Origin of the sequence: Lewinella sp. 4G2 (genome assembly GCF_001625015.1) — a bacterium.
Lineage (GTDB): Bacteria > Bacteroidota > Bacteroidia > Chitinophagales > Saprospiraceae > Neolewinella.
On sequence record NZ_LVWJ02000014.1, the window covers coordinates 1,995,467 to 2,009,369 of the forward strand.

Annotated in this window: 13 protein-coding genes; 6 read left to right on the plus strand and 7 right to left on the minus strand. The window is 56.4% G+C overall.

Going from position 1 to position 13,903, the window contains the following annotated elements; genetic code table 11:
• Positions 1 to 119: 119 nt before the first annotated feature.
• The gene (locus A3850_RS08800) at positions 120 to 1,274 is read left to right on the plus strand and encodes a 2-isopropylmalate synthase (RefSeq protein ID WP_068215698.1); all 1,155 of its coding nucleotides are present in this window, start codon (positions 120 to 122) and stop codon (positions 1,272 to 1,274) included.
• Here the strand turns inward: A3850_RS08800 and A3850_RS08805 are convergent.
• Complete coding sequence (locus A3850_RS08805) at positions 1,271 to 2,521, minus strand: ATP-binding protein (protein WP_068215700.1); 1,251 nt, start codon at positions 2,519 to 2,521, stop codon at positions 1,271 to 1,273. The genes A3850_RS08800 and A3850_RS08805 overlap by 4 nt on opposite strands.
• Positions 2,522 to 2,636: 115 nt before the next feature.
• A complete protein-coding gene (locus A3850_RS08810; RefSeq protein ID WP_068215702.1) occupies positions 2,637 to 3,494 on the minus strand; it encodes a S1/P1 nuclease in 858 nt (285 codons plus the stop codon).
• Between the two features lie 194 nt (positions 3,495 to 3,688).
• On the opposite strand from A3850_RS08810, the gene A3850_RS08815 reads away from it, so the two are divergent.
• From A3850_RS08815 to leuB, 5 genes are all read left to right on the plus strand, one after another.
• Positions 3,689 to 5,017, plus strand: a complete 1,329-nt coding sequence (locus tag A3850_RS08815; protein WP_068215703.1) for a serine hydrolase — start codon at positions 3,689 to 3,691, stop codon at positions 5,015 to 5,017.
• Between the two features lie 162 nt (positions 5,018 to 5,179).
• Entirely contained in the window at positions 5,180 to 6,571 is a 1,392-nt protein-coding gene (gene leuC, locus A3850_RS08820) for a 3-isopropylmalate dehydratase large subunit (RefSeq protein WP_068215704.1), read from the plus strand.
• A gap of 12 nt (positions 6,572 to 6,583) precedes the next feature.
• Entirely contained in the window at positions 6,584 to 7,186 is a 603-nt protein-coding gene (leuD, locus tag A3850_RS08825; protein ID WP_068215705.1) for a 3-isopropylmalate dehydratase small subunit, read from the plus strand.
• An 81-nt stretch (positions 7,187 to 7,267) separates the two neighbouring features.
• Entirely contained in the window at positions 7,268 to 7,519 is a 252-nt protein-coding gene (locus tag A3850_RS08830) for a hypothetical protein (RefSeq protein ID WP_068215706.1), read from the plus strand.
• 332 nt (positions 7,520 to 7,851) lie between these two features.
• Positions 7,852 to 8,910, plus strand: coding sequence for a 3-isopropylmalate dehydrogenase (gene leuB, locus A3850_RS08835; protein WP_068215707.1), 1,059 nt, complete (start codon positions 7,852 to 7,854; stop codon positions 8,908 to 8,910).
• Positions 8,911 to 9,131: 221 nt separating this feature from the next.
• Here leuB and A3850_RS08840 read toward each other — a convergent pair whose 3' ends face one another.
• From A3850_RS08840 to A3850_RS08860, 5 genes are all read right to left on the minus strand, one after another.
• Positions 9,132 to 9,671: a GNAT family N-acetyltransferase gene (locus tag A3850_RS08840; RefSeq protein ID WP_068215709.1), complete on the minus strand. Its 540-nt coding sequence runs from the start codon at positions 9,669 to 9,671 to the stop codon at positions 9,132 to 9,134.
• Between the two features lies 1 nt (position 9,672).
• On the minus strand, positions 9,673 to 10,233 hold the full coding sequence (locus A3850_RS08845; protein ID WP_068215710.1) for a phosphoribosyltransferase: 561 nt from the start codon (positions 10,231 to 10,233) through the stop codon (positions 9,673 to 9,675).
• Positions 10,220 to 11,650, minus strand: coding sequence for a M28 family peptidase (locus A3850_RS08850; RefSeq protein WP_082921911.1), 1,431 nt, complete (start codon positions 11,648 to 11,650; stop codon positions 10,220 to 10,222). Before A3850_RS08850 ends, A3850_RS08845 begins: the two co-directional genes overlap by 14 nt.
• Positions 11,651 to 12,047: 397 nt before the next feature.
• Positions 12,048 to 12,596, minus strand: coding sequence for a hypothetical protein (locus A3850_RS08855; protein ID WP_157501001.1), 549 nt, complete (start codon positions 12,594 to 12,596; stop codon positions 12,048 to 12,050).
• Positions 12,597 to 12,683: 87 nt separating this feature from the next.
• Positions 12,684 to 13,841, minus strand: coding sequence for a homogentisate 1,2-dioxygenase (locus tag A3850_RS08860; RefSeq protein ID WP_068215715.1), 1,158 nt, complete (start codon positions 13,839 to 13,841; stop codon positions 12,684 to 12,686).
• Positions 13,842 to 13,903: the final 62 nt, after the last annotated feature.

Consider the following 13,903-nt stretch of genomic DNA (forward strand, 5'->3'; position numbering starts at 1 on the left):
GTGCTTACCCTTACATTTATATTCCCTGACTAACCACGATCATGTACGCCCCTTTCCTTACCATTGTAACAGGGTGCCAACAAAGATAGCTACGCCCACCATTCAAGGGCGGCATTGCCATGAATAGCAACCAAGTTCAAATTTTCGATACTACGCTGCGTGACGGCGAACAAGTGCCCGGCTGCAAGCTCGACACCCAGCAGAAACTCGTCATCGCCCGCCAACTGGAGCTACTCGGTGTAGACGTGATTGAAGCTGGTTTTCCCATCTCTAGCCCGGGCGACTTCAAGTCCGTCCAGGAGATTGGCCGCGCCGTGACGGAGCCCACCGTTTGTGCCCTCAGCCGTGCCGTAGCGAAGGACATCGAGGCTGCCGCCGCTTCCCTTTCCACCGCCAAGCGCCCCCGAATTCATACCGGTATTGGCACGAGCGACAACCATATTAAGTATAAACTCCGCACGACGCCGGAGAAGATCATCGAGCGGGCCGTTGCCGCCGTCAAGCACGCCAAAAGCTTCGTGGAGGACGTAGAGTTCTACGCTGAGGACGCTGGCCGCACGGACAATGAGTTCCTCGCCCGCGTCATCCAGGCCGTGGTGGACGCCGGTGCGACCGTCCTCAATATTCCGGACACGACTGGCTACTGCCTGCCCCAGGAATACCACGATAAGATCGCCTTCCTGCGCGACAATGTAAATGGCATCCATAAGTGTACGCTCAGTACGCACTGCCACAATGATTTGGGCCTGGCTACGGCCAATTCCATCGCCGGCGCCCAGGGTGGTGCCCGGCAGATTGAGTGTACCATTAACGGCATCGGCGAACGGGCGGGGAATACCTCCCTCGAAGAAGTCGTCATGATCATGCGCCAGCACGAAGGTTTGGGGCTGTACACCAACATTAACTCCAAGCTACTGCTGGAGACCAGCCACTTGGTGAGTGAGAGTATGGGCATGGTCGTCCAACCCAACAAAGCCATCGTGGGGGATAATGCTTTCGCCCATTCCTCCGGTATCCATCAGGATGGGGTGATCAAGCGTCGCGATACTTACGAGATCATCGACCCGGCGGAAGTTGGGGTGGATGAGTCGAAGATTGTCCTCACGGCCCGCTCCGGCCGCGCGGCTTTGGCTTACCGTTTGAAGAATTTGGGCCACAACGTCACCAAAGTTCAGCTGGATGATCTTTACCAGGAGTTCCTGTTGGTAGCGGACCGGTTGAAGGAGGTGCGGGATGCGGATTTGGAGGAGTTGGTGGGGGCTTCGGCGGCTTAGTAAAGGAAACCGAATAACCAGAGCGGAATTCGATGCGGATCGTCGGTCACGTCGGTATCAACTACCGCGAAAGAGTTGACGTCTGTACCAATTTGCTTTCTTGTTTTACTCGGGCCGCCAATTTCAAATGTATAGGTGCCGTCTCTGCGCAAGAGGGTAAAATCTCCGGCCTTTGGTAATTTGATCTCCGTGGGCAGGATGTGCTTCTCGAAAGTGAGGTGGCGAAGTTGATTGATGAAGAAAGTCTCTCTAAGGGTTCCCACCGCCACATCAACCGGAGCCAAGGCGCGCATCAAGTTCGTGTTGTTGAGGTAGATTTTATCTGGCTTACTCAGTGCCGCTACCCCTTTGGTTACTGCCCTGAGCGAAATGACCAGGTCGGCTTCCTCGAGCATCTTCAAATACTTCAGCACCGTTTCGCGGCTCATTTGCAGGCGTTCCGCCAGTTTGCTAATGTTCGGTTTGAACGGAACGGAGGAGGCAATTGCGTAAAGTAACCGACCTAGTTTGGCGTAATCAGCCTCCCCGGAATCAATCGCGGAGGGAATATCGCTTTCCAGTACTAATTGCACGGACTCGTTGAGCTTGCTTATATAGCCCGTTGTGCCCTCCAGGCTAAATGGGTAGTAACCCAGATCGAGATAATCCCGAAAATGCTCCAGTGGTCGAAAATGGAACTGCTCGGGAATTTGCCTGGCGGTTTCCACACTATTTTTCAGCAGTTCCTCAACGGATAGAACCGGTAGATCCTGGATGCCTTTCGCCAAAATTAGGTACTCCCTGAAGGATAGACCGGCCACTCTATGCTGGGTTGCACGGCGGCTCAAGTCCGCTTTTTGTTGTAGGATCCGAATGGCGGAGGAACCGGTGAAAGTCACCTTTAAATCCTTGCGATAAAGGTCGTATATCTGCTTGATCTCCTGCGCCCAGTCTCCACCGAACCCGTAGCGGTGCACTTCGTCGATAAACAGGTACCGCCCTCCCTGCGCTCTAAATTCTTGCGCGAACTCTAGCAGCCGGTTCCGTTGAAAGTGTAAATCGCCCAGATCAACGTATAGGGCTTCGGATGGTGGTAGATCCAGCGCTTGCAGGCGTTGCAATAGCAAGGTGGTTTTACCAACGCCACGCGCACCGAGCAAGGCATTAAGGGAGCTATCCCAGTCTATCGTGTGGTACAACGGGCGAATAAAGTCCGTGTCGGTAGAACGGACAGCATCTTCGCTTAATCTGTAAAGTCTTTCGAGCATTTTGCAAACGACTGATTGCAAAAATACTTAAAATTGTCGATGCGCGATTGCAAAATGGCTGATTTTTGCCATTACCCATCGACAAAACGGTCGTTTTGCTGATCGACATCTTGACTCAACCCCCAAACACCCCATTCAACAACGCCGCCGCCCGGTACCCAGCCGCCGCCAACCGAGCCTCCACCACGGGTAAGTAATCGTGTTGGTAATCGTAGCCAAATTCGGGGAGGCCAGTATCTCGGTCCGTCCGGTTATAGAGGGTGTTGTAGAGGTCTTCGCGGAGGTCGATGGATTCCTGGATCCAGGTTTCTAGGTCGTCATTTTCCCACTCGGTCTTCCGGGAGCGGTTGTGGACGCTGGCAAAACGGGCAAATTCAGTGTAGCTCAGGCGTTCGTGCTCAATGATCTGCGTGTCCCACACGGAGTGGAGGTTGTAGCGGTCGCCGAAATACAGCACGCTGATCTTGTTGCCGCCGAGGTCGCGGTTCTTCCCCACGTGCATGGGTTGGTGGACGTCACCCACGAAGTGAATGAGGAAGGCCAGGGCCGTCGCATCGAGGGAGCCGGCGAGGGCTTCAACCCGGTTTTCGGCCATCAGATCTTCCAGTTTTTGGCGGCAATCGCGGTCATTTTTCAGGACGCCCAGCATGAGTTCAATGCCTTCCCGCACGTCGTCCACGGCGGGTCGTTGGCGGTTGCTGGCGTCCACGTCTTGTACCGTGCGGTCGGTATTCACGGTCATGTAGTGCCAGGGTTTGGCAAAATCCCAACCCTTTACGGCCTTGATGTAGTCCGGCCAGGTACTCAGTTGTTCGAGGAGGTTGTCGCCCATCGCGGCATCCACCCGTTGGCGGGCTGTCGGTGTCAGGTTATCGTAACAGATCTTGGCTACGATCCGGTGGCCGTTCGCCCCCCACGCACCGAGGAACTGGGGGAGGAAGATCAGGAGCAGGAGGGGGATTCGGTTCAACATATTAGGTAGTTCTTTCAACATTCAGGTTTAGGCGCTCGCGCAGGTGCAGGGTAATGGGTGAAGGGACAGGTCCTTGTTACTTGATCCCAAAACTCCGCACCCGCGGCAGCGCCCCAAGGTACGGACGTCGAGAAAAGCCCGGGATTGATCGAAGGAAGCAAAGGTGACGAATGCGCTCGGCGCAACTTGGGCCTATGAAACACCTACTGACCTTATTTATCACCCTAAACCTGGCCTGCACCATGACGCTGAACGCCCAATCTTTTGACCGGGCCCTGCTCGATAATTATTTCGACAGCCTCGCCCACCATGACCAGGCCATGGGCAGCCTCTCCATTTTTCAGGACGGAAAGGAAGTGTACGCCCGGGCCATTGGCTACGTGGATTCGGCCCGGCAGGTGCTCGCTAGCCCGACCAATGCGTACCGGGTGGGCTCCATCACCAAGACCTTTACCGCCGTGATCATCCACAAACTTGCCGCGGAGGGAAGCCTTGCGCTCGACCAGAAATTGGCCGATTACTACCCGAATATCCCCAATGCGGACCGGATCACGCTGGATCACCTCCTGCGCCACCAGTCCGGTATCGCTAACTATACCGCGGCGGCCGACGTAGAAAGTTGGATTGGCGAACACCACGAGCCCGAGTTTTTCCTGGAGCTGATGCGGAAGGGCCAACCGGACTTCGAACCCGGCGCGGCCGTCGCCTACTCCAATTCAAACTATCTTCTGCTAGGTTACATTGCCGAATGGGTGGGAGAGATGAGCTATCCGGAATTACTGGCCCATTACGTTACCCTGCCTTTAGGCTTGGAGCATACCTATTATGGTGGAGCGATTGACAGCAATAAAGGAGAGGTCCACTCCTTCTACTCAACGGGGGATGGGTGGGAAGTGGCCGAGCCCTGGGCCATGAGCTCGGCCGGCGCGGCGGGGGCGATCACCTCCACTGCGGCCGAATTGAATACCTTCTACGGAACCCTCCTTCGAGGCGAGTTGCTACCCGCCGCCACCGTAGAAGAGATGAAACTCCTGCGTGATAACTTGGGCCAGGGACTGTTCACCTTCCCCTTCGGTAAGCGAGTGGCTTACGGGCATAACGGCGGCATCGAAGGTTTCGAAACGCTATCCGCCCACTTCCCCGAGGAGAATGTGACGATCACCTACTTGAGTAATGGTGTCCGCCTACCAAGCAACGACGTGATGCTGGCTGCACTGACGGTGTACTTCGGCCAGCCTTTCACGATTCCTAACCTGGAGCCAGTGGCCGACCTGCCGGAAGATGCGGTGAGCGATTTGCTCGGTACTTACGCCAGCGATGGTTTTCCGCTCAAGATCACTATCTCCCTGGAAGGCGGTAAGCTGCACGGGCGGGCGACGGGCCAGGGTGCCTTCCCCCTCACGCCGGATGCGCCGAATGAATTTGTGTACCCGGCTGCGGGTATCCGCCTCAAGTTTGATCCGAAAAACGCGGCCATGACCCTGATGCAAGCGGGGATGGTGGTGGAGATGGAGCGGGAGTGAGCGGGAGGCGTCGGCGTTTTACTGGCTTGATTTCGTAAATCGACCTTAAGCCGACTCTTGTCAGCGCAACGGACTGGTTAACTTTGTGACCTTGGGGAAATAGTACCCCCGGGCCCACCCTTTCTGAAGGGCAATAGGAGCTCCGCTAAATCGATATGCGCTATGCCAAAAACCCTTTTTGATAAAGTGTGGGATGCCCACGTCGTCACTGAAGTACCCGGTGGCAACCAGGTCTTGTACATCGACCGCCACCTCATCCACGAAGTCACCAGCCCCCAGGCGTTCAACGGACTGCGCAAGCGAAACATCCCTCTCCTGCGGAAAGACCGGATCGTGGCCACGGCTGACCACAACGTACCGACCAAGGATCAGGATAAACCCATCCAGGATCCACTCGGCCGCAAGCAGGTGGCGATGCTGACCCAGAACTGCGCGGAATACGGCGTTGAACTTTACGGTTTGGGCCATCCCTACCAGGGGATCGTCCACGTAATCGGGCCGGAGTTGGGCATTACCCGGCCGGGCATTACGATGGTGTGTGGGGATAGCCATACGAGTACCCACGGCGCTTTCGGCGCGGTAGCTTTCGGCATCGGCACGAGCCAGGTAGAGCAGGTGATGGCAACTCAGTGCCTTCTCCTCACGAAGCCCAAGACGATGCGGATCAACGTAGATGGAGACCTGCAGGCTGGCGTGACGGCGAAGGACATCATCCTGTACGTCATCAGCATTCTCGGCACCGGTGGTGGCACGGGCTACTTTGTGGAGTACGCCGGCTCGGCCATCCGCGCCCTCAGTATGGAAGGCCGGATGACGATCTGTAACATGAGCATCGAGATGGGTGCCCGCGGTGGCCTCATCGCTCCCGACCAGACGACTTTCGACTACATGAAAGACCGCGAATTTGCTCCGAAGGGAGAGAAGTGGGACGAAGCCGTCGCCTACTGGAAAACCCTCCCCACCGAGGAGGGTGCCACCTTCGATAGTGAATACCATTTCAAAGCGGAAGAGATTACCCCAATGGTGACCTACGGCACGAATCCTGGTATGGGCATGGGTGTTGGGGAATCGATCCCCGAGCACAGCTCCCTCCACGGAGACGCCGGATTGGCCAAAGCCATGAAGTACATGGGCCTCCAGAAGGGCATCAAGCTGGAAGGGATGCCGATCGATTACGTATTCATCGGGTCTTGCACCAATAGCCGGATCGAAGACTTGCGGGCCGTCGCCAAACTGGTGGATGGTAAACGGATCGCCGCCAGCGTAACGGGCATCGTCGTGCCGGGATCTCAGCAGGTGACCAAGCAGGCTAAGCTGGAGGGGCTCGACGTCGTCCTCCGTAACGCCGGCTTTGAGTTTCGCGACGCTGGCTGTTCGGCCTGCCTCGGCATGAACGAGGATAAGGTGCCGGCGGGTAAGTACTGCGTGTCCACCTCCAACCGCAACTTTGAAGGCCGCCAGGGCCCGGGGGCGCGGACGATCCTGGCCAGCCCCCTCACCGCCGCCGCCGCTGCCCTGACGGGTAGGGTGACGGACGTTCGCGAACTTGTTTAATCCCATAGCCCAATGACCCCCTTCAAAAAACTCACCTCCAGCGCCGTCCCCCTCCCCATTGAGGATGTGGATACGGACCAGATCATTCCCGCTCGCTTTTTGAAAGCCATTACCCGGGAGGGATTTGGGGAAAATCTCTTCCGTGACTGGCGGTACAATAAGGACGGATCGCCGAAAGCGGACTTCGTTCTAAACAACCCAACCTACCAAGGGCAGATCCTCGTCGCTGGTGCCAACTTCGGTTGTGGCTCCAGCCGGGAGCACGCTGCCTGGGCCATTGGTGACTACGGATTCCGGGTAGTTGTCTCCAGCTACTTCGCGGATATCTTTCGGGGGAACGCGCTCAACAACGGTATACTGCCGCTCGTCGTGACGCCGGCGGTGCTCAACGAAATTTTCGAGACCATCGAGCGCGACCCAGCCGCCCGCTTTACGGTGGACCTGGAAGCAGAAGAATTTACCAACGAAGCAACCGGTACGGTAACTTCTTTTGAGATCGACCCCTATAAGAAAACCTGCCTCATCAACGGTTACGACGATATTGACTACTTACTGAGCCAGCGGGAAAAGATCGATGCGTTTGAAGCGGCGCGGGTGGATTTTAGTTTGGCGTAGCGAGAGTTAGCGCGGGCGATGGCACGGTTGCTGGCACAACCCGTAACTTGGTCACTACGTTAGCTTATAAAATTAATCGTCATGGGACTTAATCCATTGCAGCAGAAAATCATGGAGATGCTTCAGGATCTTACTAGTGAGCAAGATCTTCGAGATGTCGTTAATTTTGTCGCCGCAAAACGTGAAGCGGTTTTAGGAGGCCCTGAGGAACTAGACCTCACAGAAGAGCAAGAAAATCGACACGCTAATTCTATAGATGATGCGCTTTCTGGCCGGCACGAAAACTTTAAAAATTGGGATGACATCAAGCATAAGTATGAGAAATGGCTTTGATCCTCAAAATTGAAGACGTTGCGGATGAGAAACTGTCCGAAATACTTCATTACAGACTTACCCAGGGCTCTCGAGCAAGCGCAACGGCGTTCATGCAAGAATTTAATTGAAAAGTTGAGGTTTTACTTAGCCACCCTGGCTCCGGCCACCTATCTAAATCGAACAAACCAGATAAGCCAAAACGGTACAAACGAATCGGAAAGAACCATCTGATGTACTACACCTACGACGAGACCTATCTTTACGTATTTGACTTTGTGAATGCCAGGGCGGCGTCCAACGAGCACGAAGAATAGCTCCGGCATCCCACTTATTTTACCCCACTTACCATCATGCCCAACTACAACATCGCCACCCTCGACGGAGACGGCATCGGCCCCGAAGTCATCAACCAAGGCATTAAAGTCCTCAATCAGGTTGGACTGAAATTTGGCCACAAATTCCGCTTTGATTTTGCGCCCGTCGGGGCTACCGCTATCGACCAGACGGGCGTTCCCCTGCCGGACGAAACGCTGGAACTCTGTAAGCGCTCGGACGCCATCTTTTTTGGCGCCATTGGTCACCCCCGGTTTGATAATGACCCCACAGCGAAGGTGCGGCCCGAGCAGGGATTGCTGCGCCTCCGCAAAGAGCTCGGCCTTTATGCCAACCTCCGGCCCGTCGCTGGATACGACGAACTGACTCACCTCAGCCCCCTCCGCCCGGAACGCATGAAGGGCGTCGACATCCTCGTCGTGCGGGAACTCACGGGCGGGACTTACTTCGGTGATAAGGGCCGCCGCGATGGTGGCGATACCGCCTACGATACCTGCGTGTACAGCCGCCACGAGATCGAACGCATCCTGAAAGTCGGTTTTGACGTCGCCGGCAAACGCCGCGGCAAACTCACTCTGGTTGATAAGGCCAACGTGATGGAATCTTCGCGGCTCTGGCGGGAGATCACCCGCGAAATGGCCGCCAATTATCCGGACGTAGAACTCAACTTCATGTTTGTGGACAACGCCGCCATGCAACTCATCCTCAACCCCGCCCAATTCGACGTCATCGTAACGGACAATCTGTTCGGGGATATCCTATCCGATGCCTCCAGCGTGCTGGCGGGTTCCCTCGGGTTACTGCCTTCCAGTAGTGTGGGGTCGAAAGTCGGGATGTTTGAGCCCATCCACGGCTCCTGGCCGGAAGGGGCGGGGCAGGACCGGGCCAACCCCATCGCCACCATCCTTTCCGCCGCCATGATGTTGGACCACCTCGGGCTGGTGAAGGAAGGCGATGCTATCCGCAATGCCGTCAACGAAACCCTGGCGTCCGGGGTGGGGACGGAAGATTTGAGCCCGTCGCAGCAGGTGGGCACCAATGAATTGGGGGATTTGATTGCGGGGCGGATTGGGTGATGAGCCCAGGGCTTACATTAACCAGTGGGACCGGACGCTTGGAGGATCTCCTATCGTCGGACGCTCCAAGGACCTGCATTACCGTAGTTTTTTAATTCATCCGCCTCCCCCAGGTCCTTGGAGCGTCGCCAAATTTTGCGTAGCGAAGCAAGTAAAATTTGGAGTCCTTCAAGCGTCCGGCATGAACCGTAATTAAATCCACGAGCATTAGTGACCGCCCCTCACAAATCCAACACCATAAACAAATCACAACCCGAGTGGCCCGTTGCGCCCATTGGCCCCTCCACGTAGCGGAAGCCATTTTTTTGGTAGAAGGCGGCGGCATCCCGCATGGCGGTAACGGTCTCCAGGTACATCGTTTTGAACCCGTCTTTCCGGGCGCCTTCCAGGCATTGTTGGAGAAGGGCCTGGCCGACGCCCAATCCGCGGGCTTCGGGGAGGGCGTACATTTTGCGGAGTTCACAGACGTTGGGGTCACCACCGGTTAGGGGAGCGTACCCGGCTACAGCTACCAATTTACCTGGAGGGGGGCTTGGTTGCTTGCCCACTTCCCCGGCACCCGCGGCAGCGCCCAGATCTTGCACGACGAAATAATTGCTACGCGGTTTGGAGTAGGTGCCGTAGAGATCATCCATCTCAGGATCTTCGATGGAATAGCCCGGGCCGACGCAGCCGAACTCGGGCATGACGGTTTTGATGACCGCAGCGGCGGCGGCATTATCGGCGGCGGTGAGGGGGCGGACGGTGAGGTTTGGGGCCACGTCAGAAATTTTCGGCAATTTGGTAAATACCGGGCAATTGGCGGCCAATCCCATCGTAATCGAGGCCGTAACCAACGACGAATTTGGGGGGAATCACAAATCCCGCCAGGTCGATTTTGACGTCCACCTGCTGCGCCTCCGGCTTGTGGAGCAAGGTTACGAGGGTGATGGAATTGGGGTTAAGCTCCTCCAGTTTGGGCAAAAAAGCCTGCATGGTGTAGCCGCTATCGACGATGTCCTCGATCAAAATCACGTCCTTACCAGTAACGAGGGCGGGCTCCGGGGCGAGGTGCATGCGGATCTTGCCGGTCGTCTCCGTGCCCCGATAGCTCTGGGTGCGGACGAAGCCAATCTCACCGTTCAGCCGGGAAGCACGAATGAGGTCGGCCGCGAAAACGAAGGCGCCCTTGAGCATGATGAGGAAGGTTGGCTCGCCGCCCGCCATGCGAAAGGCTAGCTCCTGGCCGAGTTGCGTCACGCGCTCCTGGATCATCTCCGGGGTGAGAAACGGCTCGAAAACATGCTCGTGGAGTTGTACGGAAGTCTGACTAGCGGAGGCCATGTTGGTCGATTAAGTATACAAGTGAAGTGATGGCGGCGGCGCCCAATTCTAATTCTCTCTGGTTAACGGCTTCGAAGACGTCCACGTTCGTGTGGTGGAAATCAAAGTAGCGTTGGGAGTCCGGTAGAAAACCAAGCAGTAGCCCTCCCTGACCGATGAGCCCGCTGATATCAGCGCCGGAGCCTCCGCGTTGGAAGGCCAGGCCGTAAGGTTCTAATAAAGGGAGCCACTCATTAACGCGGCTGAAGTGGCTGGTGAATACATCCTCTCGCCCCTGGGCGCTGAAGCCGCGTGGTGTGAACCCGCCCCGGTCGCTTTCGATGGCGGCGAGGTGAAACTCCCCGGCCTCATCACTGGCCTTCCAGTAAGCTTTGCCACCGGCGAGGCCGTTCTCTTCGTTCATGAACAAAACGCAGCGAAAGGTGCGGAGCGGGCGGTGGCCGATTTTTTCCAGTAGGGGTAAGACCTGGAGCGCATGGACGACCCCAGTGCCATCGTCGTGAGCGCCTTCGCCGAGATCCCAGCTATCGAGATGGCCGCCGACGAGGATGATCTCATCGGGGTATTCACTACCGGTCACTTCGCCAATCACGTTGTAGCTCGTTACCGGCTCCAGGTCGCGCCCGTAGGATTTAAGCTCAACTTTCACTTCCCCCTGAATGATTTGGGCGGAGAGCCAGTCGGAATCATTGGTACTCAGGCCGAGAGCGGGGATGCGGTCCACACCTTCTTCGGTGGCCACCGCACCGGTGTGTGGATTATCGTCGCGCCGGGTCGTCAGGCTGCGGACGAGTACCGCAACCGCGCCAAGTTTAGCGGCCTCGACGAGACCGAAAACGCGGGAGCCGGCCGCTGCTCCGTAAGCGGCAAAAGTGTTGCGGAGGGCGGGGTCCATGGGTGTATTAAGAAATACGATGCTTCCGGCGACAGTGGCTCGATCAAGAGCACGCAGTTCGTCCAGCCCGCGTACTTCGATGACCGTCCCGGCGACGCCCCGCGGCCCGGTGCCCAGCGTATTCCCCAGGCTGACGACGCTTAGCGCTTTAGGCGCCAAACCGTTGGGGCCACTGATGACGCTAGCCGTAGCCGGAGCACCGCGTTCCCAGCGCGGGACGGTGCAGGGCTGTAGGTAAACGCGGTCAAAACCGAGGGTATCCATCAGCGCTTTCATATCCCGGACCGCCCGGTCCGCCCCGGCGGAACCCGATAGGCGTGGGCCGACGGATTTAGTAAGGTGGCGCAGCCAATCGTAGCAATCCCCTTCGGTCAGGGCTTGATCGTGGATCTTTTTGAGGGCAAATGCATCGCTCTGCTGCGCGGTTAATTGCGTTGCACCACTAAAAAATACGAGTATGAAAACAGCCGTTTTTACGATGGCAAGTTGTCGGCCCGCCGACGAGAATTGGAGCTTGGTCATATTGATGGCGTTTGCACCTAACTGCGCTTTAGAATTAAAGTCGCTTTTCAATTACTGGTCGGAACATTGTTTTGCCGAAGTTCTGAATGGAGAAACAAAGGCTAAATATTCGAATTGGTAGATTTTACGTTTTAGCCGCAGTGCAAATGAATATTCCTCAAATTCTGCTCTCGGCAACTTAATATTCTACGATTGATTCAATCCGCCAATGTCTTGCCAAGCGAAATTTTTGATGCGACCACTCGGAAAAGCGCCCTGGGGGTACTTATCTTTGAAATGAAAGTAAGGGGGTAATTCGCCTCCACTTTCAGATTTTAATTTGGTTTTATTTGGTTAGGGCTGAGGTGGAGCTGTGGTGGCTCTGCCTCATTTTTTTTGCGGTCAGCCCATCTAATCACTACCATTCCACGCGCACCATCGCGTCCACGTCGTCGCCAAATCGGTTCTCCTGCTTGGTCGTGACGATGTAGCCGAGCACCGGCCGGTAGATCATTTCGCTGCGCCCCTTGGAAAGCACGGTACCGGTTTTCCGGATGATCTTCAGTTGGATGGTCTGCCCACGTTCCTCTTCCACTTCCAAAAACTGAGTCGTCAGCGTCGAGTCTAAGGCTTTGTACTGCGTTATTCGGTGTTGGCCACTCAATTGTTGCACGTCGGTCGCGTACTTATCCACCCACGCATTGCGGTTGATGTCTGCCCCAGCGAAGAGGCCAAGGTCCTTTTCGTAGTCGAGATCGTCCAGGATCTTCACCTCCGTCTCTCCGTTCAGCGTGATGGTTTTGTGCACGCGCAGCGGTTGGCCATTCAGCCGTTCCACCTCCGCAGCGATGTATCCCTTCAGGTCAAAAAAGTCGGCCGTCTGCACCTCCCCACCTTCGGGGGCGCTGCCGCAGGTGCTAAGCAATAGGAAAAAGAGGCAAGCTGCCAGCGGAGGGAGTATTCGCATAGAGGGTAAAGGCCTGAGTACTCGGAAGGGTTCTGACGGGAGAAAGGAAAGATGGCTTCCACCCGGAATAAGGGTGAAGTAGAATGGCTAAGACAGCCAGGATTGGTAGTACTTACCGTCGTCAATCCCCATTCCCGCTTCGGTGATCTTGAGCGGAGCGAAGGTATCGATCATCACTGCCAATTCCTCGGTGCCGGTGTGGCCAATGCTGCCCTCGTACGTCCCCGGGTGCGGGCCGTGGGGGATGCCGCCGGGGTGCAGGGAGATGTAACCTGGCCCAATACCGGTCCGGCTCATGAAGTCGCCATCCACGTAGTAAAGCACCTCGTCCGAATCGATGTTACTGTGGTTGTAGGGTGCCGGGATCGACTGCGGGTGGTAATCGTACAACCGCGGTACGAAGGAGCAGATGACGAATGACTTCGTCTCAAAAGTCTGGTGCACCGGCGGTGGCTGGTGGACGCGCCCCGTGATCGGTTCAAAGTTGTGGATCGAGAACCCGTAGGGGAAGTTGTAGCCATCCCAGCCCACCACGTCGAAAGGGTGGCTGGCGTAAATCAACTCGTGAAGTACGCCCTGCTTTTTGATCTTCATCCGGAATTCTCCCGTCGCGTCGTGGGTCTCCAGGTCCTGCGGTAATTTGAGATCCCGTTCGCAAAAGGGGGAATGTTCCAGCAGTTGCCCGAAGTGATTGCGGTAACGTTTGGGCGTGTAGATCGGGTCTTTGGATTCGGCGAAGAACAGTCGGTTATCCGCTCCGTCAAACTCGATCTGATAGATCATTCCGCGGGGGATAATGAGGTAGTCCCCGTACTCAAATGGGATATTTCCCACGAGCGTGCGGAGGGTACCCGTGCCGCGGTGGACAAAAATCATCTCATCGGCATCCGCATTCTTGTAGAAGTAATCCGTCAGTGATTGCCGCGGCGCTGCTACCCCGATGGCCACACTGTCGTTGACGAGTAGGATCTTCCGGGCTTCCAGGAGGTCATCCGCCGGCGCTACGTTGAAGCCCACCATTTTACGGCTCTTCACGTGCTTGCCTTCGGCGATTTTGGGCGTCACGTCCACACTACTTACGATATCCTTCACCTGCGTTGGCCGACGGAGGTGGTAGAGAAGGGAGGACATGCCGTCAAAGCCAATTGTCCCGAACAATTGCTCGTGGTATAGCGAGCCATCCGGCTGGCGGAACTGGGTGTGGCGCTTCTGCGGGAACTTTCCGAGGTGGTGGTAGATGGGCATGGTTAGGGCGACTTTTGCTTGGCTTCGGAGCGGCGGGGTGGCCGTTCAGTAACGGTAACGGA